The 22,351-nt window shown below is 48.6% G+C and carries 18 protein-coding genes; 6 read left to right on the top strand and 12 right to left on the bottom strand.

Annotation, left to right across the window (positions count from 1 at the left end; genetic code table 11):
• Positions 1-228 precede the first annotated feature (228 nt).
• Both QNJ26_00710 and QNJ26_00705 read left to right on the top strand, forming a co-directional pair.
• The gene (locus QNJ26_00710) at positions 229-1,755 is read left to right on the top strand and encodes an AMP-binding protein (GenBank protein MDJ0984031.1); all 1,527 of its coding nucleotides are present in this window, start codon (positions 229-231) and stop codon (positions 1,753-1,755) included.
• 204 nt (positions 1,756-1,959) lie between these two features.
• The gene (locus tag QNJ26_00705; GenBank protein MDJ0984030.1) at positions 1,960-2,439 is read left to right on the top strand and encodes an amino acid-binding protein; all 480 of its coding nucleotides are present in this window, start codon (positions 1,960-1,962) and stop codon (positions 2,437-2,439) included.
• 527 nt (positions 2,440-2,966) lie between these two features.
• On the opposite strand, the gene QNJ26_00700 is transcribed toward QNJ26_00705, so the two are convergent.
• Positions 2,967-3,620, bottom strand: a complete 654-nt coding sequence (locus QNJ26_00700; protein MDJ0984029.1) for a hypothetical protein — start codon at positions 3,618-3,620, stop codon at positions 2,967-2,969.
• The gene (locus tag QNJ26_00695; GenBank protein MDJ0984028.1) at positions 3,604-4,056 is read right to left on the bottom strand and encodes a hypothetical protein; all 453 of its coding nucleotides are present in this window, start codon (positions 4,054-4,056) and stop codon (positions 3,604-3,606) included. The genes QNJ26_00700 and QNJ26_00695 overlap by 17 nt, the downstream gene beginning before the upstream one ends.
• A gap of 555 nt (positions 4,057-4,611) precedes the next feature.
• On the opposite strand from QNJ26_00695, the gene QNJ26_00690 reads away from it, so the two are divergent.
• The gene (locus QNJ26_00690; protein ID MDJ0984027.1) at positions 4,612-5,442 is read left to right on the top strand and encodes a PAS domain S-box protein; all 831 of its coding nucleotides are present in this window, start codon (positions 4,612-4,614) and stop codon (positions 5,440-5,442) included.
• A 127-nt stretch (positions 5,443-5,569) separates the two neighbouring features.
• Here the strand turns inward: QNJ26_00690 and QNJ26_00685 are convergent, their stop codons facing one another.
• The 5 genes from QNJ26_00685 to QNJ26_00665 all read right to left on the bottom strand — a co-directional run bounded on the left by QNJ26_00685 (position 5,570) and on the right by QNJ26_00665 (position 10,981).
• Positions 5,570-6,730, bottom strand: coding sequence for a M20 family metallopeptidase (locus tag QNJ26_00685; protein ID MDJ0984026.1), 1,161 nt, complete (start codon positions 6,728-6,730; stop codon positions 5,570-5,572).
• A gap of 137 nt (positions 6,731-6,867) precedes the next feature.
• The gene (locus QNJ26_00680) at positions 6,868-8,022 is read right to left on the bottom strand and encodes an acyl-CoA dehydrogenase (GenBank protein ID MDJ0984025.1); all 1,155 of its coding nucleotides are present in this window, start codon (positions 8,020-8,022) and stop codon (positions 6,868-6,870) included.
• A gap of 129 nt (positions 8,023-8,151) precedes the next feature.
• A complete protein-coding gene (locus QNJ26_00675) occupies positions 8,152-8,703 on the bottom strand; it encodes an XRE family transcriptional regulator (protein ID MDJ0984024.1) in 552 nt (183 codons plus the stop codon).
• A gap of 116 nt (positions 8,704-8,819) precedes the next feature.
• Entirely contained in the window at positions 8,820-9,671 is an 852-nt protein-coding gene (locus tag QNJ26_00670; GenBank protein ID MDJ0984023.1) for a 3-hydroxybutyryl-CoA dehydrogenase, read from the bottom strand.
• Between the two features lie 134 nt (positions 9,672-9,805).
• Complete coding sequence (locus QNJ26_00665) at positions 9,806-10,981, bottom strand: acetyl-CoA C-acetyltransferase (protein ID MDJ0984022.1); 1,176 nt, start codon at positions 10,979-10,981, stop codon at positions 9,806-9,808.
• A gap of 433 nt (positions 10,982-11,414) precedes the next feature.
• On the opposite strand from QNJ26_00665, the gene QNJ26_00660 reads away from it, so the two are divergent.
• The 3 genes from QNJ26_00660 to QNJ26_00650 all read left to right on the top strand — a co-directional run bounded on the left by QNJ26_00660 (position 11,415) and on the right by QNJ26_00650 (position 14,479).
• Positions 11,415-12,197, top strand: coding sequence for an enoyl-CoA hydratase (locus tag QNJ26_00660; GenBank protein ID MDJ0984021.1), 783 nt, complete (start codon positions 11,415-11,417; stop codon positions 12,195-12,197).
• A gap of 94 nt (positions 12,198-12,291) precedes the next feature.
• The gene (locus QNJ26_00655) at positions 12,292-13,458 is read left to right on the top strand and encodes a pyruvate carboxyltransferase (protein ID MDJ0984020.1); all 1,167 of its coding nucleotides are present in this window, start codon (positions 12,292-12,294) and stop codon (positions 13,456-13,458) included.
• A gap of 265 nt (positions 13,459-13,723) precedes the next feature.
• Entirely contained in the window at positions 13,724-14,479 is a 756-nt protein-coding gene (locus QNJ26_00650; GenBank protein MDJ0984019.1) for a DUF6125 family protein, read from the top strand.
• Between the two features lie 1,465 nt (positions 14,480-15,944).
• Here the strand turns inward: QNJ26_00650 and gpt are convergent.
• The 5 genes from gpt to QNJ26_00625 all read right to left on the bottom strand — a co-directional run bounded on the left by gpt (position 15,945) and on the right by QNJ26_00625 (position 21,862).
• Positions 15,945-16,439 (bottom strand): xanthine phosphoribosyltransferase, encoded by a 495-nt coding sequence (gene gpt / locus QNJ26_00645; GenBank protein MDJ0984018.1) that lies wholly within the window; start codon positions 16,437-16,439, stop codon positions 15,945-15,947.
• Between the two features lie 175 nt (positions 16,440-16,614).
• Positions 16,615-17,568: an ABC transporter permease gene (locus QNJ26_00640; protein ID MDJ0984017.1), complete on the bottom strand. Its 954-nt coding sequence runs from the start codon at positions 17,566-17,568 to the stop codon at positions 16,615-16,617.
• Between the two features lie 153 nt (positions 17,569-17,721).
• Entirely contained in the window at positions 17,722-18,804 is a 1,083-nt protein-coding gene (locus QNJ26_00635; GenBank protein ID MDJ0984016.1) for an ABC transporter permease, read from the bottom strand.
• 30 nt (positions 18,805-18,834) lie between these two features.
• Positions 18,835-20,412, bottom strand: coding sequence for an ABC transporter ATP-binding protein (locus tag QNJ26_00630; protein MDJ0984015.1), 1,578 nt, complete (start codon positions 20,410-20,412; stop codon positions 18,835-18,837).
• Positions 20,413-20,758: 346 nt separating this feature from the next.
• Positions 20,759-21,862, bottom strand: a complete 1,104-nt coding sequence (locus QNJ26_00625; GenBank protein MDJ0984014.1) for a BMP family ABC transporter substrate-binding protein — start codon at positions 21,860-21,862, stop codon at positions 20,759-20,761.
• Positions 21,863-22,351: the final 489 nt, after the last annotated feature.

The raw sequence follows: 22,351 nt of genomic DNA, 5'->3' as shown, positions 1-22,351 counted from the left end.
AGGGTTTGTAGCAAAAAAACAGTTAAATGGCACTCTAATAATTAGATAAAAATTTGCGCGTTTTTAGCGATCTGCAGCACCTCGCCTATTCCTGTTTTTTCAAACGATCCCTAATGCACTCAAATCCGCCTGCGGCGGACGTCGTGTTTACGAGCGATCACCCATGGCGCTCCTTGTAAGTGTTTGAATGAAAAATTCTCCAAAACCTTTAATAAATAGGACTAGAGTATGGGCCTTTATGATTTGACCTTCTATGACGTGATTCAACGCAACGCTCAAAACTTCACAAACCGTCCTGCATGGTTTGAAGTCGATGATGAAAGAACGCTGACATTTGCAGATATAAAAGAACAGGTGGATCGCCTGGCTTTCGGCCTGCAGAAATTGGGCCTCCAAAAAGGCGATCGCATCTGTGCGGTAGGCAAAAACAGTCTGGAATTTTTTCTGCTGTATGGTGCCGCAGCAGCACTGGGCGCGATTGTTTTGCCTATCAACTGGCGCCTGTCGGTGGATGAAGCTCTTTTTAATGTAAATGATTGTGAACCTAAAATTTTTTTTGTGGACAAAGAATTTGAGGAACTGGCTCAGGAGCGCAAGGACAAATTACCGTCGGTTGAGCATTTTTTCAATTTAAATTCTGCAGATGGTGAATTTGCTGCATTTGCCACCCTGTTGGATAACCCGGGCGAGTTTGATGCGGTGGATGTCGTCTCAGATGACGGCCTGGTGATTATTCATACCGCCGCTGTGGCCGGCAGACCCCGGGGTGCGCTGTTGACCCATGGCAATGTGATCGCTGCCAATGTCAGCTTGAACCTGCTGTTTCATTTATCGGTTGATGATGTGCATTTAAACCTGTTGCCGTTATTTCATGTCGCCGGGTTGTTTATGGCCACCGGCAGTTTCCACGCCGGAGTACAGAGCGTCAACATGAGCAAATTTGATGCCTCCCAGGCGGTGGATTTGATTGATGAGAAAAAGGTCACGGTTCTGTACGATTTTTCACCGATTTTAGGCTCTATACTGGATGCACACGAGAAATCCGACAAAGACATCACCTCTTTGATAACCGTAAAAGGCATTGAAAATCCGGAAACTATTGAAAGATATCAAAAGGTCACCGGCGGCACCTTTTTTTGCGTTTACGGCCAGACCGAAACATCGGCCATGGCCACTCTGGGTCGCTACGATGACAAGCCGGGTTCCGCCGGCCGGATTCTTGAACTGGCTGATGTGAGGTTGGTGGATGACAATGACGACCTCGTCGGCACCGGGGAGATCGGAGAAATCGCCGTCAAAGGACCGATGGTCTTCAAAGGCTACTGGAACCTGCCGGAAGATACCGCCTACACTTTCCGCGGCGGCTGGCATCATACCGGTGACCTGGGCCGTTTTGATGTAGACGGATTCCTGTGGTACGAGGGCCGCAAAGCCGAAAAAGAGCTGATCAAGCCGGGTGGGGAAAACGTTTACCCGGCCGAGGTTGAACGCGCCATATTAGAGCATCCGGCCGTTGAACAAACCGTGGTCTTCGGCGTTCCGGATCCGACCTGGAAAGAAGCTATCAAAGCGGTCTGTATTTTAAAAGAAGGCCAGGAACTGGACCACCGTGAACTGACCGCCTTTGTCAGCCAACACATTGCCAGCTATAAAAAACCAAGTTATGTCGACTTTGTCGATGAATTGCCCCTTCTGGAGGACGGCTCCCCGGATCGGGCCAAAATCAAAGAGCTGTACGGCGGGACGCAGGAATAGGCGGCTTCAGCCGCCAGCTCCTGGTTTATGGCTTTTCGTCTATTATCATATTTGGATAAAAATCTTTCCGAATACTTTTTCCTTCCGATTCAAAGAGTGTTGACTTCCTGCCGTATTATCCTTATATCCTACGTTTATCATTGATCTTTTATGTCTAAATGTTTTTGATATAAGATCGCAAGACGAACATACGAGGAGAAACCAATGGTCAGACAGGAGATATCTCTTTTTCTAAAGAATGTACCCGGCGAGCTTGGCCGGTTGGCAGCTATGTTTGGAGAAGCCGGTATCAATATCGATGCCATCACCATCCAGGATGCATCAGCCTATGTTCAAGAGCTATTTAAGGCTAGAGGTAAATCACTGAAACGCATTGCATCAGCTGCCAGCTATAATTCGATGCGCAAAGATTCAGTTGAATTTGCCCTGATCCGCCTTTTGGCCGGCGACACGGACAAGGCAGTTGATCTGCTGTCAAAAAATGATTTTATTTTTGATGTCATGCCCGTGATTGCCCTTGAGCTTGACAATAAGCCGGGGGAACTGGCCAACATTTCTTCTAAGTTTGGCCAAGAGGGCATTAACATCAATTATGTCTATGGATCGGTTTCCTCGCCTGATGAGAAATGTCTGTTTGTTTTTTGTCCGGAGGATATTGACAAGGCATCAAAGATATTTTCATAGCAAACCCTCATCTTTTGTCCGATAGTCCGCCTCAGGCGGATTGCGATCGACTCGACTGAGCTCGTCGCAGGCCGCTTCAAAATGCTCACGTATTATCGTGTACGCTCCGCTTTTGAAGCGAATAGACGCCTTGCTATCGAACAAAACTTGAGGGTTTAATTTTTTAACTTTACTATCCTCGCCAGATATGGTTGACGCAAACTTCATCGAGCCCTGTTAAGTAGCAGGCTATCCTACCTTCTATCATCTCCTTTTTTATTCGATATAGCTGCGAGTCAGGAATGTGTTTCGCCAGCTGTAAGGTGATCTCTCTACTTCTAAGAAATAGGTGGTGCAAATAGGTGTCAAGTGTCAGAGAATAGAGGACCCGTTTTCGCTTTATCAAGCTACGCCGGGCAAGCAGAGGTCAGAAGACAGAAGGCGGAAATTGAAAGTGGCTGCGGCACGAATGAATTTGCTGAATTTCGTGCCGTTTTAATTTTCTGGCTAAAAGAAATGATGGCACATCACCCCTCAAGGGTGAAGTATTATCTTTTGGATTGAGGTGTTCGGAAGATAAGGGTTTCATCTGTATGGTATTGCATTAAAGCGGTTTGTGGATAGTTGATGTTCTTTAAATTATCAGAAACAATTTTCTGCGCAATCTTCTCTTCATTTTTTACGATCTGATCATCAATAAAGCAGCAGTATTTGGCGCCAAAAAGAAACCAATCGCTGCGACATTCAAAATGTATTGAGCCAATGTAAACTACCGGTGAATTGGGTTGAATGTCAAATCGATAGCGTTGTACATTTTGCCAGCGGGCGGCATAATCAAAAGCATTCGTTCTGCGCTGGCCTTGAAATCCAAGGTAATAAATGCCCGGTTCCAGAATCAGATAGGTCCACCCCTGCTTGCCGGTTTTAGCTGTCAGTAATTTTGGCAAATAGACGGGCTTTAGCGCGCCGCCGGACTCAAAATCACCGATTGCCATGGACATATTTTCACCCGTTATGCATCCCTGAATCGGCTCCTCACCATCTTCACCTGATATTTTGCAGGTCACTCTGAGAAGCACGAGTGATTTTTGCCCCTGCTCTATTGCCGAAAGGTCGCTGCGGCTTGGGGGCAGGCTGATCGCACATCCGCCAAACACACCAAAAAACAACACCACAAGCGCTATTTTATTCAGGTGTTTCATCTTTCCTGATCCATCGCATCAAATGATCACCATAGGACACAAATAATGATCGCGTTGTTATTTCATAATTCTGCACAATATCTTCCGCATCAAATCGAATTAGCAAAACATAATTTTTCGGAATATCTGCTGCGCCGACAGAAGCCTGATAGCCGCCTGCAATGGCCCAAATCATGATCGCCTGGCGTGTCTGCCAGTCATACGCGAAGATGTTTTTATCTATCAGGAAAATATGCGGCGGGCCCAATTGGTCCGTTATTTCGGATTTAGTGGTTATTCCCTGCTTAACAAAGACAAGCTGCTGATCGGTGACTTTTTCTCCTGATAATACCTTGTTTTCTGGCGTTGGTATGGTGATGCACCCACTCAAGACCAGTAAGATAGGTAAAAATGCAAATATTTTAGTGTTCGTTATTATCTGGGTGTGTGGGCTCATGAGATGTCATCAAGGTTAAATAGTTTAGATATCATGGATTTTTGTTCCTTTTCTGCTTAGGTATAAAAGCAATCAATATGCCAAATTTTCTTCAACAGCGCTTTATTATATAAAACTGCAACGGTATAAGGTGTCTTTTAGCGGGCTATCAATTATCTTACATAATTACAGAATATTAAAACCACATCTGAATAATAGGCTTATTGGTTGACATTATTCTGGGAAGTGGCATGGTTTGGATCAACCAACTGCAATGGTGCAACCCATGTTGACAAAAATTGTGCCCTCTTCATCAAAGACCATGCGATTAAGCGGTTTAGCGTGGGCAACAATAATTTATACAGCAACAATAGTTGCATTGTTTATGCCGAAGAAAGCGCTTGAAACCTTCCAAATGATCACCATCGTTATACAGCTCATGGTTATCAAAAAGCTGTCTTACGGCCATTATTTACAATCCGCATGGATACTGGTATAAATCCCACTTAACGAATCGGTTCAGCATGTTTACATTGTCCATGACACTAAAAGCTAAACCTTTTTCCATCTCAGATTATGGATCGCCTGCCATCAAAACAAACAATTTTAATCGCGGACGCCAATGCGGAAAACAGTAGCGTTCTGAAAAAGATTTTGTTACCTGACTTTGGCATCAAAGTTGCCAAAGATGCAAAGGAAACCATCCGGCTGGCCTTATCTTCCGATACCCCCGCATTGATCCTTTTAAACATCATGATGCCGACCGCAGATATGCTTGGGGTTTGCCAGCAGTTAAAAGCGGATCCAGCCACCAAGAACATCCCAATAGTCCTTCTATCGGAGCCGACCTTTGATGATCAGGTAGCAAAGGGATTTGAGGTCGGTGCGGCGGATGTCATTACAAAACCGTTCAACAGCGCTGTGGTCAAAGCCAGGGTTAAAACCCACTTAGAGCTGAAGGGATTTCGAGAGAAATTTGAAAATAGCGTTAAACAGCATATGAGCAAGCTGGATGAGGAAATTAAGGAACGCAGAGAAATTGAAGATAGCTACCGCGCGCTGGTTGAGCATGCCAGAGACGGCATTGCCATTATTCACGATTTTAGAGTCAAATTCGCCAATCCTGCCTTTAGCAAAATGATCGGCATCCCCGAAAAAGAGCTGATCGGCGCGCATCTTAAGAAATTTATTTCAGAAGAAGAATTTATCAAAAATACCACGCGCTATTCCGACAGGATCGCCGGTTTGAATCTACCGCGTATTTACAGATCACAGGTGATTCATGCAGACGGGTCGACCATCGACGTCGAGCTCAATGTCAGCGTCATACCCTATGGCAGATCACTTGCCGCTCTGGTGTTTATGCGCGATATCCGCGAAGAGGAAGCTTGGCAGTATTGTCGCTAATGACCAAGAGGCTAGATAGGGTATATTAAGAATTCACACCTCTTGGCTTTTGTGGCAATGCCACTGTTCATTTCAGCAAACATAGGCCTGCTGACTTTGGGTTGGGGAAGAAGCCAGGGGTGCGATTTCAGGAAATCCGGCCGTCTGCAAATGCTTTTACGATCTCACACACCAGGTGAACGTTCGGCACGATACTGTCCAGTTCGATGTACTCATCTAGACCATGCGCACCGCCGCCGCGAATCCCCATGGCATCGATTGTGGGAATGCCGAGGCAGGCTGTAAAGTTGCCGTCCGAACAACCGCCGGTGGATGTCAACTGCATATCGATACCAATCCCTTCACCGATGACCTTTATCTGCTCCCACAGTTGCAGCGTTTTTTCAGACGGCACCATCGGCGGACGATTGATCCCGCCTGCGATCTCAACCCGGACATCCGGTGTTTGAATATTACGGCTAAGGGCTTGAAAACCGTCTTCGATTCGTTGCGCTTCGTCCGGCTCGGCGATACGCACATCCACGCTTGCGTTGGCCAGGTCCGGGATCACATTAGCAGCCGTCCCACCTGAAACCACGGTGACATTGACGGTAGTGCCGATGTCATCGCGGGCCAGATCTTTGATGGCCAGGATTTGATGGGCCAATTCGATGACGGCATTGGCGCCATCTTCCGGAGCAACCCCGGCATGAGCTGCCCTGCCGTGACAGGTGACATGAAACACACCGCCGCCTTTGCGGTGCAGGAGCCGCTCACCGCTGGCTCGCCAGGGTTCAAACACAAAGACACAACGACTTCTTTTGGCCAGGCCTTCGTACCAGGGACGTGAGACGCGCGATCCGATTTCCTCATCGCTGTTAAAAGCCATGGCAATGGTGATATTATCAGCTCCATCCGTTTGCTGCATGACTTCGGCAACATGCAGCATGGTGACCAGACCACCTTTCATATCGCTTACGCCCGGACCATAAGCCCTTTTGTCGTCCTTGGAAAAAGGGCGGCTGGCGACGGTTCCCTTTTTAAAAACCGTATCCATATGCCCGATAAACAGCAGATCGACGGCCGCATCCTCCCCATCGAGCGGCCGGTTGGATACCTCCAGACATGGCACTTTACCATCATCAAATGCGTGGAGGGTCGTCGGCCATCCGATCTGATCAAATCGTTTACGGAAAAAACCGGCGACTTGATCCAGGCCTTCCGGGTAATGACTGCCACTGTCGATATTGACGACGGTTTCAAGATCACTGATAAATTGATCATAGCGTGACGCAATAAGATCGTACATTGGATTCTCTTTCTTTTTGAGGGATCAATAAAGATGTTAATATGGCACTGACACTGAAACCACACCGGAATTCTCAAACCGGTTCGATTTAAAATAATACAGCCATCGGACAAAAGATGAGGGTTTTGAATCCAGTTTTAAGGTTTGCGCTTGTCTTTAAGCACATGATTGGAAATCACCACCCGCTGAATTTCGGAAGTGCCTTCATAGATGGTGAATACGCGGGCATCGCGGTAAAAGCGCTCGACCGGATATTCTTTGGTAAAACCGTAGCCACCGTGCATTTGCAGGGCTTTGGCGGTGGTGCGGTTGACCATTTCGGAAGCAAACAGCTTGGCCATTGAGGCCTGGGCCGTGTAATTTTCCCCGCGATCTTTCATTTCGGCAGCCGCAAAGGTCATCAGCCGGGCCGCTTCGATTTCCGTCGCCATATCGGCAATCATCCAGCGCAGCCCCTGGAATTTGGATATGGCCTGGCCAAACTGTTCCCTTTCCTGGGCATACTGAACGGCGGCGTCAAAGGCCGCCTGGGCCACGCCCACCGATTGGGCCGCAATCCCAATACGGCCGCCATCGAGGCCCGTCATGGCGATTAAAAAGCCATCGCCGTCGTTGCCCAATCGGTTTTCGGCCGGGATGCGGCAATCCTCAAAAATAAGATCAGTGGTATCGGAGGCGCGCAGCCCCATTTTGTCTTCAAGCGCACCGACCGTTAATCCCGGCGTGCCCTGTTCAACTAAAAAGGCACTGATTCCACGATGGCGTTTGCTCTCATCGGTTTTGGCGGTGACGATAATAAGGCCTGCATTTTTGCCGGTGGTGGTAAATCGCTTGGTGCCGTTAAGGATGTAGCTGTCACCATCAAATTCGGCTTTGGTGGTTTGCCGGGCCGGATCTGAGCCTGCATTGGGTTCGGTCAGGGCAAAGGCCCCGATGATGTCGCCGGTTGCCAGTCGGGTAAGATAGTTCTTTTTTTGCTCTTCGCTGCCATAGCGTAGGATGCTTTCACAGACAATGGAGTTATGGACTGACATGACCACGGCAGTCGATGCACAGGCGTAAGCCACTTCCGAAAGTGCCAGGACATAACTCACCGAATCGGCGCCGGAGCCGTTATATTCGGGGGGTACCATCATGCCCATCAACCCCAGCTCGCCCAGTTTTTTTAAGTTGTCGCCCGGAAATTCTTTGGTCTTATCCCGCTCCATGGCCTTGGGCGCAAATACAGCTCTGGCCAGATCCCGAACCATCGACTGAACCATGAGTTGTTCTTCGGTTAACTTGAAAGACATGTTTTAATTCCTTGTTAGCTGCCGGTCACCGGCTGCACGCTGCTGGCACCGACCAGATCCTGTGAATAAAACGATAGCTTTCTCATAAAGCCGCGATCCAGAAGCCAGCTGCCAAAGACCAGCAGCCAGTTAAGGTGAATAAATTACAACCAACAACTCAGCCGACTCTTCGCTGACGTTTGTCATCTTGTGACGAATACCGGAGTTGAAATGCAGCGAATCGCCATTACTCAATACGTTGACGTGCTCTCCCACAATAACCTCGATTTTACCCGTCAGGACATAGACAAACTCTTCACCTTCGTGATGGTAACCGACGCCCTTATGGTCTTGTTTGGGTTCAACGGTGACCAAAAACGCCTTCAGGTGTTTATTTTCAGCTCCGGGTGTCAGCGTCGTGTAAGCGTAATTTTTGGTTCGCTTGGTGTGTGCCTTGATGCGACTTTCAAGCTTTGACTCCGGCTCTTTGAGCAGAGCTCCTGAGTCGATTTCCAGTGCTCTGGAAATTTGCAGCAGGGCGCCCACCGGGGGAATGGACTTGCCAGCTTCAATTTCTTTCAGGTAATCGGTGGAAAAGCCGGTTTCATTTGCCAGCTGCTCAAGCTTCATTTTTTTCCCTGTGCGGGCCTTTTTGATTTTTTGGCCGATAGGGATGCGTTTTTTAACCTTTCTTCGCGGCATCTTCCCTCCCAGTCGGTTAGCCGGTTGACCGGTTGTCCCGTTGGCCGGTTGTCATCATTACTCACAGTTTACAATGACCGGCAAACGGGCTCAACGGGCCTACGGGCAAACCGGGATTATTTATATTCGAAAAAGCCTTTACCTGTTTTTCTCCCCAACCAGCCGGCTTCGACATATTTGCGCAGCAGCGGGCAGGGGCGATATTTTGAATCTTTGAACCCGTCATAAAGGGTTTCCATAATGGCCAGACAGGTATCCAGACCGATTAAATCTGCCAGGGCCAGCGGACCCATGGGATGGTTCATTCCCAGTTTCATGACCGTATCAATATCTTCACGGTTACCGACGCCGTGGTAGAGGCAATAAACCGCTTCATTGATCATCGGCAGCAATATGCGATTGGCGATAAACCCAGGGAAGTCATTTGCTTTCGCCGGTGTTTTGCCGAATTTTTCAGCCAGTTCCCAGGTGACCTGCAGGGTTTCATCCGATGTGGCAATGCCGGGGATGACTTCCACCAGCTTCATAATGGGCACCGGGTTCATAAAATGCATGCCGATCACTTTCTCGGGCCGCTGGGTTTGGGCAGCGATGCGACCGATCGGAATAGATGACGTATTTGTGGCCAATATCACAGCATCGTTGCAGATTTCATCCAGATCCTTAAAGAGCTGATATTTTATTTCTTCATTTTCTGTGGCAGCCTCGACCACATAGTCGGCCGATGCCATATCCGCTAAACTCACGCTGGTTTTGATGCGGCCTAAAATCGCACTTTTGTCGTCTTCTGACATTTTGCCTTTATCAACGCTGCGGCTCAAAATTTTGGAAATGCTTTCAAAGCCTTTTTCTACAAATTCTGTTTTGATGTCATTCATGATGACATCCAGACCACTCATCGCCGCAACCTGGGCGATTCCGCCGCCCATCTGACCGGCACCGATTATACCAAATGTCTTAATCTCCATCTTTTTCACCTCTTCATTCTTCTCGTCTTGAATCATAGATTCCAGCTATTAATATTCAAAAGGTTTCGGGTGTCAGGGTCAATTAGAAGTGCTGACACCTGAATCCGCCTGCGGCGGAAAACCTGAAAACTTCATTACCTTTTGACAATCATCGCTACGGCTTCACCGCCTCCTAAGCACAAGGTGGCCAGACCGGTTTTTTTATTCTGTTTGATCATTTCATACAAAAGGGTGACCAGGACCCGGCAGCCGCTGGCACCAATGGGATGGCCCAGGGCCACACTACCGCCATTGACATTGACCTTTGCCGCATCCAGATTGAGTTCTTTTAAAACGGCCACCGTGGATCCACTGAAAGCTTCATTAACTTCGAACAAATCAATCGCGTCCTGGGATATGCCTTCTTTTTTCAAGACCTTGGGGATGGCCAAAATAGGCGCCACCAGAACATACTTCATTTCCAGCCCGGCAGATGCCTGGGCGCCGATGGTGGCCATAACGTCGCAGCCCAATTCATTGGCTTTTTCCCGGGACATCACGACCACGGCGGCAGCGCCGTCACTGATGATGGAGGCATTACCGGCGGTGGCCCAGCCGTTTTTTTGAAAGGCCGGCGACATCTTGGCCAGAATTTCATAATTCGTCTCCCGCGGGCATTCATCCTGTTCGAACAGCACCGGGTCCCCCTTGCGCTGGGGAATCGCCACCGGCATGATCTCGTCTTTAAATTTTCCGGAGCTGATGGCTTCTAAAGTTCGGCGATACGATTCAGCGGCATAACGATCCTGATCTTCTCGGCTGACATCATATTTTTCCGAACACAGATCATTAGAAATGCCCATATGAAAATCATTGACGATATCCCATAAACCGTCGTGCACCATATGGTCCTGCAGCTTCCCGGTGCCCATGCGATAACCAAAGCGGGCTTTTTCCAGAAAATAGGGGGCCATACTCATATTTTCCATGCCCCCGGCCACAACGATATCCGCGTCACCGGTCTGAATGGCCTGGGCGGCCAGCATGACAGATTTTAGCCCCGAGCCGCAAACTTTGTTGATGGTGAAACACTCGGTTTCCCAGGGCAATTCCGCCTTGACGGCAGCCTGCTTGGCTGGATTCTGCCCATAGCCGCAGGGCAGCACCATCCCCATAATAGCTTCATCGACGTCATTTTTCTGAATGCCGGCCCTGTTGATGGCTTCTTGAATTACCATGGCCCCCAACCGAGTGGCACCGATATTGGCCAGGGAGCCGTTAAAATTGCCCAACGGGGTCCGCACGGCACTAACTATGACTGCCTCATTCATGTTTAATACTCCTTACTGAAAATGGGAATTAAATTCGGATGACTGCTATGTCAAAAATGGTTCAGTATCTTTCACTTTTTCCTATACGGCATAGCAGATGAAAGCAAGCTTCAAATGCAAACTGAACGAGCGCTCGTTCGATGGATAGCATGTCTCGATTTGGCTTGTCAAGTTTTTCAATCTACAGGTGCGCATATTATTTATCTAATTGAAATATTATGAAATAATTGCTTTTTGATCTCTAATTGCATCTGGGCAATATTCCTATTGACAAATGGGTACAGTTCCATTACTAATGAATAATTGACCGAGCGCTCGCTCAATATTGATAATATGCTAATATTATTGTTAAATTTAAATATTTAACCTCTTAATTTGGGGTCGATATAAGATCTATCCTTTAATGATGCTTTTTTGATGTGGGAGGACATGTATGAGTGAAAATGTTTTAGCGGTTGAACGGGAAGAGAATATCGTTACATTGACCTTAAACCGCCCGGAGGTCATGAATTCATTAAATTTTCCGTTGCTGCATGCGTTGAAAGATCAGATCGATGCGTTGCGGTTTCAGCGGGATGTGCGTGTGGTGATTATTACCGCAGCCGGTGAGAAGGCCTTTTGTGCGGGTGCTGATCTTAAAGAGCGGGCCACATTGCCGCCGGAGAAGGTAAGGGAATATATTTTCACCATCCGCAATCTGTTCACTTCCATTGAGGAGCTCAACAAGCCGGTGATTGCGGCTGTCAACGGTATCGCGCTGGGTGGCGGGACCGAGCTGTCTTTGGCCTGTGATATCCGCATTGCCGCCACCAATGCCACCATGGGTTTGACAGAAACGCGGTTGGCGATCATTCCTGGTGCTGGTGGTACCCAGCGACTGCCACGGCTGGTGGGTCGTGGTAAAGCCAAGGAGCTCATTTTTACTGGACAGCGCATCAGCGCCGAGGAAGCGCTCAAGATCGGTCTGGTCAACAAAGTCTGTGATCAGAAAGACTTGCTCGACGAATGCAAGAAAATGGCTGCCATGATCTGTGAAGCCGGGCCGGTGGCCATCGAACAGGCCAAGTACGCCATCAATCGCGGGTTGGAAACCGACATCCACACCGGTCTTGCCATTGAATCCAATGCCTACTGGGTCTGCATCCCGACCAAGGATCGACTCGAAGGGCTGGCGGCGTTTAAAGAAAAACGCAAACCAAACTACATAGGCGAATAATCTCCTAAATTTTATCTAAAATTCAGGAGACAATTACATTATTAACTAAGCCATTTTTGATCGTAAACTCATCATAAGGAGGGAAGAAAACAAAATGACTGAATATGATTACTGGAAAATTTTTCCGAGAATGCCCAAAAAGGTAACCGTTGGCGATATTACCGTCAGAGACGGGTTTCAACATCTGGAGCAATTTATCTCCACCCGGGCAAAAATATTTTATGCCGAAGAGCTCATTTTTGCTGGCTGCCGCAACATCGAGGTGACCAATCTGGGCAATCCTTATCTGATGCCGCAATTTAGCGATGCCGAAGAGGTGTTGGCCCATCTGCGCAGCGACCGCTTCAAAAACCGCTGTGCCAAAAAAGGGATCAACTATGACGACCTCACCATTACGGCGGTCACGATTCGCGAAGGTTCGGTTGATCGGGCCATCCGGCTCAAGGAAAAAGGGCTCGGTCCGGATCGCTGCTTGATGATGGTTTCAACCGAAGAAGAGCATCATTTCGCCAATTCGGGGACAACGCTGCCCGAGTACTGGAAAGAAGCAGAGCGCTGTATCAAAAAATGCACCGATGCCGGTTTAAAAATGTGCGGTACGGTCAGCACCATCTGGGGCAGCCCGATCGCCGGTGCCACCGAGCTTCAGGATGCCGTCGATTTCACCAAACGCTGGCTGGAAATTGGTGCCTCTGACATCGAGCATGCCGACCACGACGGCAGCGCATCAGCCCCGGATGTCTATCGCTATTTTTCAATGATCCTGGATCAAATACCGGATACCTCGCTGCATATCGCCCATTTTCATGAGACCAAACGGGTGGCCTCGGCTTCGATTCTGGCAACCCTGCAGGCTGGCATCACCCATTTTGAAGCCACCCTGGGCGGCATGGGCGGACAGCCGGCCAATTTCCTGGATGACTGCCCGGTGCCGGGGACCGGTGAGTACTATTATGAAGACCCCCGCTTTGTCGGCCTGACCTGCCTGGAGGATATGCTGGTTCAGATCGACGAGATGGGCATTGAACACGGCTACAATGTTGATCGGGTATTATGGCTGGGGCGCCAGATGGAGCGCACCGTTGGCCATCGTCTGCGCAGCGAGGCCGCCATCAATGGTAGAACCCTTGTAGAAGGCCATCCCAAATTTGCCCGCCCGGGTCTTAAGAAGTTAAAAGAAAAAATAGGGGAAACACCCAGTCAGCTTTTTCCCTCGGAATGGGATGCTGAGCCTGTGTTGCCGGAGCAATACCGCCCATAGTCTGAATCAAGCGTTTCAAATTTAAAAAAGGATAAATTTTTCTTAAGGAATTCTATCGTTTTTGATTTTTAAATTTGAAACCCTTCGGGCTTGCCGATCTTACCGCATCTACAGTGTTAGATGGCGTTCCGCATAGTACACTATAGCGGAACGCCATCTGCCGTGTAGCTGCGGCAACCTCGTCAATCGCTCGATTCAGGTTTAATCTGAATCAAGCGTTTCTACAGAAATTTCTGAATTATCGCACTCCGTAGGAGAATCATCTATGAATGAAAATGTGGGAAGCATCGATGAGTTGAGTCAGGAGGATACCGCGCGACTGGTGATGGATATGTTCCATCGCATTATGATTCATTATGCCCTGTGGTTCACCGAAGTGCGGCATCAGATGGGCATGGAGCGCGCGCTGGATATCTTGAAGACCGCCTCGGAAAGAAGTATCGGCATTCAGCTAAGTCGGCTGGCCAAATTTATCGGATTTGAAATGAAAGACGGTGTGCCGGAGCCGTTACTGAACATGTCAAAAGCTTCGCTTCAGCAACTGATGGACCAGGTGGCCGTCAACTGGCTGGCCAATGACGGGGTCTGGTTTCAGGCAGTGGAGTTTAGCAGCGGTATGGATGATGCCAAGCGCTGTAACGACACCTGCTGGGCCCATTTTTCACCGTTCGAAGCCCAATCGATTAAAAATTTCCTGGAACTGCCCGAGGCGCCCGGGCTGGATGGTTTGAAAAAGGCGCTCAATTTCAGGGTGTATGCACGCATCAACGAACAAAGCATTATCGACGAAGATGACGGCAGTATTGTTTTTCAGATGAATGAATGCCGGGTGCAAAACGCACGCAAGAGAAAAGGACTGGATGATTATCCCTGCAAATCAGGCGGGATGGTCGAATATACCTATTTTGCGCGCAGCATCGATCAGCGCATCTCCACCGAATGCATTGCCTGCCCGCCCGATAAGCACCCGGATGATTGGTATTGTGCCTGGCGTTTTAAAATTAAACGAGACAATACTTGATCCGATAGCGCACTGAGCTACAAGAGGTCAATAGTATCACGGGATTAGAGGCCTTCAAAGACTTGGTGGATATTTGAGCTGTCAAAGGTTTTCTATCAGCCTCTATTAGGTAGGTTCCAAGTATCAGGCAACATATTGCGTCGGTCATCTGTCATTTTGGCTTCTTAGCTGAATAAGATTGGTTTTTGCGAAGCGCACCGATGATATCTTTTAGCTTGTTTCGGATTGTTTTTTTGTGCAGCGTATTTTTAGAAAATATATAACCACAATATTGGCATCTTTGTGTTTTTTGTTGTGGCAATTTACATCTTGGGCAATGGATTATGGTAGCTTTCATTTTACTTACCGATAATATTTCTATCATTGCTGAACTTCAATAATTTTGATAACCGCAACCAAGTAACTATATGAAAAGAAAATAAATAATAGATCTTAAATGTCAATTAAGTGCTTATAAGCATATGGGAGGATGATCGCATTAGAAAAGATAATTATAACGATCGGCGCATGTAGTTTAATAGTTTTCTTTAAATGAAGAAATTGTCATCAGGGGGGGATATTTGAATTTTTTCGAGATTATTAAAGAATTGATCTGCAAAATTCCTGCCTGGTAAATTTTAAATAATTCATAAAACAATTAGTTGAGGATAAATTTTTGATTTTAAAAAATTAAAATGAATTACCACCTATTGCGTACTCTATTTTTGTGCATTTTAATATAAGTCATAATAGAACAACTGTCGAAGCTTACAGCGATTCCATATGTGCTGCTGCGTATAATTTTCCCGCCGAGTTGAATATTCTCAAAAGTGAATGGACTAAAAAAAGCGAGAGTTATTTTCTGACCGACAGGAAGAGATGCGTTAATATCAATATAAGCGCCAGTCGAATTAAAATCGAGGATTAATCCTTTATGGCTGTGATTATTAAGGATACAATTGACCGGTATTAAACACGATTTCCTGGGAGACAAGCGTTCATCGGTGATTGACTTTGCGTATTCTAACAACAAAAACCGTTCTCTTTCTGACATATCCAAAACAAGCTTTAACAAACGTGAAAAGGTTGTATTGTAGCGCATGTTTTTGGGTTTGCCTGCAAGTTCGTTTGAAACATACATAAGCCGTTCTTTCTTGATGGGATTGAGTTACTCAGGGGGCATGTTGCTCAAAAGAATCATCAGATCATATAGGCTCTCCGTATCTTATTCCGCAAACCATTCTTTCGCCTTGTGCTTATTCTTAAGTTTTAATGAGCAGATAGGTTACCCGTAAACACGATATTAATCGGGTAACGATATTTGGAGAAACCTTCAGATATCATCAAACTACAGCTATGTAGCTGATATCCGCTCAGTTTGCAACTACTAGTAATGGTGACAATAGGATTTGTAATTAAGTCGATGTCAGATTTGAGTGTAAGTTCTAAACAAGTGAAGTCAGATAAAATTTTGGGTTACACCAATTTATGGCTGGTCCTGTTTGATATCCACGATGGGCTGTACAAATTGGGATTCGGTATCCCAAGGAAACAAAATCCAGGTATCCTGGCTGACCTCGGTGATAAAGGTGTCAACCAGCGGCCGCCCCTCGGGCTTGGCGTAGACGGTGGCAAAGTGCGCTTTGGGCATCATCTCCCGGACCAGACGGGCCGTCTGGCCGGTATCCACCAGATCATCCACCAGCAGCCAGTCCTCGCTGTCGATATCCACCGATTTTAATATCGAGCTTGAGCCCTGATCGCGACCATCGTAACTGGAAACACAGACGGTATCCACCAGGCGAATTTCCAACTCGCGCGCAATGATGGACGCCGGCACCAGACCGCCCCGGGTAATGGTAACGATGCCTTTCCAGGCCTGCATATCCACCAGACGCCAGGCCAACGCCTTGGAATCCCGATGCAGCTGTTCCCAGGATATGGGGAATGTCTTCGTGTAACGCGTTTGAGTCGCTTGCATATTGTACCTCTCTAAAATTGAGGGATTACTAAATTTGTTAGTCGTCAGTTGTTTGTTGTCCGTTGTAAAAAGAATGATGTAGAATTTATGCTACTGCCTTGTGAATCCAAAAGATTTTGCTACGGACAACTGGCGATTGACAACTGATATTGCGCTTTCAAGCGCAATAAAGACTCTATTTATCTTCCCGCATGTAGGACTTGGCCAACGCACTGGGCGCGCCCACGCGTTTGCTCAATGCTTCCCACCAGGTTAAAACGACGAGCACCAAAACGGTGGCCAGGTACGGCATCATATTTAAAAAGGCGGCCGGAATGTTTGTTCCCGATGCCTGCAGGCGGAACTGTACGGCATTGATGCCGCCGAAAAGGATGGCGCCCCAGACCGCCCTGGCCGGATTCCACATCGAAAAGATCACCAGAGCGATGACGATCCAGCCTCTGCCGCCGGTAATGTTTTCGGTCCACCCCGGGGCGTAGGACAGTGACAGATGGGCGCCGCCAATACCCACCAGCATGCCGCCAAGGATGGTATACAGGTAGCGCGTCCGTGCAATATTGATTCCCATGGCATCGGCGGTTTGCGGGTTCTCGCCCACCGCCCGCAAATTCAAGCCATTACTGGTTTTGTAAAGGTAGTACCAGCCGGCTGGCAGCAGGAGATAAACAATATAGGTCATCACATCTTGATTGAAGACGGCGCCGATGATCGGCAAATCGCTTAAAAGCGGTATAGCAAAGGGTTCAAATTTGGGGCCTACCAGCCCCACCAGATAGCCTCTGTTTGATTCCGGGCCCAGCCGCTGCCCTAAAAAACTGGCCATCCCGGAACCGAAGAGGGTGATGCTCAAACCACTGACCACCTGGTTGGCCCGCATGGTAATCGATAAAAATGCATGAATGCTGGACATGGCCCCACCCACCAGCATGGCCACCAGAATTCCCAAAAACAGGCTGCCGGTATGATAAACGGTGGCAAACGAGGTCACCGCACTCATAAGCATTGTGCCTTCAACGCCTAAGTTGAGAATCCCCGAGCGTTCGGTATAAATTTCTCCGACGGTGGCATACATCAGAGACGTCCCGGAGCGCAGGGTGATGGCCATTAAAGATGTTACCAGTTCGATCATATTCTTACTACCAATGGTTTCAGGTGTTCCGCCTGAGGCGGATTCAGGTGTCAGCGAACAGATAACAGAGGACAGAAAACAGAGGACAGATGAAGCGTTTCAATATCCATTATTTCAATCTGACTTCTGTCGTCTGACCTCTGTCTTCTGATATCATCCAGATTGGGCCTCCCTTGTTTTGGGTTTGATGATACGTAATTTATATTCGGTAAACAGGGAGCCCGCCAGCATGGGAAAAAGCAGCATGCCTTGCAATACGAGGCCCATGGCGGCCGGTAATCCCATCATCATTTGAACCTGGTCGCCGCCGACCAGAAGGGCAGCGATTAATAGGGCCACAAATATGGCTGCGATGGGATTAAGTTGTGCCAGCCAGGCGACAATGATCGCCGTATACCCATAGCCGATGGAAAGGCCTTGCTGCAATCTGCGCGAAATCCCGGTAACCTCACAGACCCCGGCCAGCCCGGCCAGGGCACCGGCCAGCAGTAAAGCAATCATGATATTTTTAGCGATTTTAATGCCCTGGGTCTGGGCAGCGCCAGGATTATTACCGATGACCTTGAGTTCAAAACCCCAGCGGGTGCGGTTGAGCACAAACCAGAGCACCAATGCCAGGGCCAGCGCAAATATCAGCCCCAGATGGGCGCGTCCGGCAATCCTCGGCAGCCAGGTAAAATCCGGGAACTGTGGTGTGCCGGGGAAGCCGAAGCCTTTGGGGTCGCGCCATGGTCCGTAATAGAGATGTTCTGCAAAAAGAATCGCCACGTAATTGAGCATCAAGGTGGTCAGCACTTCATCCACCTTTAAGCGCACTTTGAGCAGGGCGGGAATGCCGGCCCAGAAAGCCCCCGCCAGCATGCCCACCAGGATGGCCAGCGGCAAAACCATCCAGGATGGCAGAAAAGGGGACCAAAACAGCGCCACCCAGGTCGCCGCAATGCCGCCAAAGGTCAGCTGGCCTTCGGCGCCGATATTCCAGAATTTTAAACGGAAAGCGATCAATATGCCCAGACCGGCCAGCATCAGCGGTGTGGCTTTTACCAGAGTTTCGGTGAAATTCGGCCATGATCCGAAAGCGCCCTTAAACATGGCAATAAAGGTCACAAACGGATTGGTTTTGAAGATGGCCAGCAAGATGGCGGTTAAGATAAGCGAGATAAAAAAAGACGCCAGTGGAACCAGGAAGATGGCTTTGCGAGAAAGTGTTTTTCGTTTTTCGAAAACAAACCGCATCAATTCGTCTCCAATTCGATTAAGCCCAGATCAAGCTGTTATCTCCTCTAATGTCACACCGGCCATCATCATTCCCAATGTTTCGGTGTCAGCCTTGCTGGAGGGCAGAATTCCCATAATTTTGCCTTCGAACAACACCGCAATTCGATCCGCTACGGTCACCAGTTCCTCGAGGTCTTCCGATACCAGCAAAACAGCGGTACCCGCCTCGCTTTGCTCGATCATCTGTTTGCGCACAAATTCAGTGGCACCCACATCCAGACCCCGGGCCGGGTAAGCGGCCACCAGCAGCCCACGACAGGCATCGATTTCGCGGGCTAAAATGGTTTTTTGGATATTGCCCCCGGACAAAAACTTGGCGTGGGTATGCGGGGTGGGGGTATCAATGCGAAACAGATCAATCATACGGCTTGCCAGATCGAGTATGCGGGCAGGGTGCAGAAGGCCCTTTTTTACCAGTGGGGGCTTGCGATAGCATTTCATGGCCAGATTGTTGGCCACACTCATATCACCGGCAACGCCTCTGGCGATCCGGTCCGCCGGGATGTGACTGACGCCGGAATTGATGATATCCAGCGGTGATTTGTTGGTTTTGTCTTCATTAAAGATGCGGATGGTTCCACTGCTGACATTGCGCAGACCGGTGAGAATTTCAACCAGCTGTTTCTGGCCGTTTCCGGCCACGCCGGCAACACCCAGGATTTCACCGCAATGTATCTTAAGAGAGATTTCGCTCAAGGCCGCCATCCCCTTGTCGTCGTTTGCACTGACATCTGCTAATTCAAGGGCAACTTCTCCCAGCTCGCGCTCCTTTTTTTCAAGCTGAAAGAGCACGTCCCGACCGACCATCAAGCGGGCCAGCTCCTGGGGATTGGTTTTGCCAGTTTGTTTAACGGTGACCAGGCGGCCTTTGTTGAGCACCCTCACCCAGTCGGAGAACGCAATGACCTCCTCCATTTTATGGGTGATGAAGATGGCGGATTTGCCTTCACCGGTCATCTGCTGCAGAATACCGTTGAGCTCTTTGGATTCCTGGGGGGTTAAGACGGCGGTGGGTTCATCCAGTATCAGGATTTCAGCGCCGCGGTAAATGAGCTTTAAAATTTCAACCCGCTGCTGCTCGCCGACGCTCAACTGCCAGATGCGACTGTCCGGATCGACCTGAAGATTGTAGCGTTCAGAAAGCTGCCGGATGCGGCCACGGATATCTGCCATATCCGGGACAAACGGCAGGTCGGGTAATCCCAGGATGATATTTTCCGCCACCGTCATGGTGTCCACCAGCATAAAGTTCTGGTGGACCATTCCGATGCCGAGCCGCATGGCATCTCGCGGCGAATCAATCTCGACGCGTTTGCCCCGGATAAAGACCTCGCCCTCATCCGCCCGGTACATGCCGGCCAGGACATTCATCAGGGTACTCTTGCCCGCACCGTTTTCACCCAGCAGGGCCAGAACCTCACCCGGATAAAGCTCCACATCCACATCTTCGTTGGCGACCACATTGGGGAACCGTTTGGTGATCCCCTTCATCTCCAGAATGGGCGTTTTGGTTTCGTCTGACATGGCTTTAGGATGATCCGGTGTTTGCTTAAAAGATAGCCTCACGCAAACCTGCCCGCCTCGCCTTGCTCGCATGGCGGGCGTGGGCCGCAAAGCAGATTAAAAAGTTTTTTAAAGAAAAACGAAACTTTAAAAGTGGTTTTAAAACTTTAGATTACGCCTAATGGCACGGCGCGATTTTAAATAAATTAAATGTTAAAAAGTGGATTTTAAAGCCCCAGATTATCCCCGAGGGCAAGGCGTAAGCCGGTTCGAAAGTGGAGCATACATGTAGTATTCGAGCATTTCGAACCGGCTTAATGCACACCTTTATTTTCATAAAATAGATGTGTAATCCATTTATCCTGGATAACGCAGCCATCGGGGATTAGATGGGCTTTAAAATTCACTTTTACTGGCCGGCTTTGCCGACAACCCCCTCAACAAAATAGCTCATATTGAGCATATCCGGGTCGCTCATCTTGCCACCGGCCGGAACCACTTCCTTTCCGTTTTGATCCTTAATCGGACCCCAGAAGACATCCCAGGTTCCGTCTATCATCTGTTTTTGCTTGGCAGTCACCAGGTCTTTGACATCCTGCGGCACTCTGGGGCTAAAATCCGACAGTTTGACCATGCCGTCTTTCAACCCGCCCCAGTACTGGTGCGTTTTCCATGAGCCGTCCATAATGGCTTTGACGGTGGCGACATAATAGGACCCCCAGTTCCAGACCGGGCTGACCAGGACGCTGTCACCGACAAACGCGCGCATATCCGAGTCGTAGCCAATGCTTACTAAGCCCCTTTCTTTGGCGGCCTTCTGCGGCTCGGTGGTGTCCTGATGTTGGGCAATGACGTCTGCACCGGCGTCCAGCAGCGCAATAGCCGCTTCTCTTTCCTTGACCGGATCAAGCCAGGTATTGGTCCACACCACCCTGACCTGAGCTTTGGGATTAACCGAACGAACACCCAGGGTAAAGGCGTTGATGCCCCGAATCACCTCTGGAATGGGAAAAGCCGCTGCATAACCGATAATGTTGGTTTTGGTCGCTTTTCCAGCCACAATTCCTGAGAGATAGCGCGGTTGATACATGCGGCCAAAGTAAGTGCTCATATTGGGAGCGGTTTTAAATCCCGAGCAGTGCTCGAAATAAACCTTGGGAAAATCCCCTGCAACCTCCAGCATGGGGTCCATGTACCCGAATGAGGTTGCGAAAATGACATTATAGCCCTGCATGGCATACTGCCGAATGACCCGGGCCGCATCCGGCCCCTCGGGCACGCTTTCGATATAAGTGGTCTTGACTTTGTCGCCAAATTCTTTCTCCAGCATTTTTCTGCCCGTATCGTGCTCCCAGCTCCAGCCGAGATCTCCAATGGGACCGACATAAATAAATGCCGCTTTCAAGGCTTCCGCAGCGTCCGCTTTCGCCGGTCCCGGTGCCCCACCGCCGAATAAACCCCAGGTAAATGCGACGAAAACCACCAGTGCTATAAAAAATTTATTTCTTTTCATGACAGCCTCCTTTCAAAATTGATGACTCAGGACATTTAAATGCCAAAAATGGGTTTAATATCCTAAATTTATTGACGAATAATGAAAATGGACATTGAGAGCTATGGCCCAGCCGCCATTTTTTCGGTCTGCTGAGCGTGGTTGGATCATTATGATTGGATTCAGGTGACGTATCACAACCTGTTTGCGAGTGCAAGCTTCAGATGCGCATCTTTAATCATTCGGCAAAGAACGGTCTGTTTTAACAACCGATCCTTTATTTTTTTTATAAATGCGGGTATGGTCTTAAATACAAATTATTAGGTTTGCGTCCCGCAAGTGATTTAATAAATAGTGAACGATTTTGTCAGTCGTTTTATTCGGCAATACAGGTATCAGGTGTTCCGCTTGAGGCGGATTCAGGTGTCAGGGAAGTTAAGACCAAAATCCGAACCAGGACAAACATGCGACCATTATTGCTATTGAGTAGCAAAGACTTGACACTGGTCA

Source organism: Desulfobacterales bacterium (assembly GCA_030066985.1).
Classification (GTDB): domain Bacteria; phylum Desulfobacterota; class Desulfobacteria; order Desulfobacterales; family JAHEIW01; genus JAHEIW01.
Note: the sequence above shows the minus strand (reverse complement) of the source record. Positions and strands in the feature narration are given on the sequence as shown.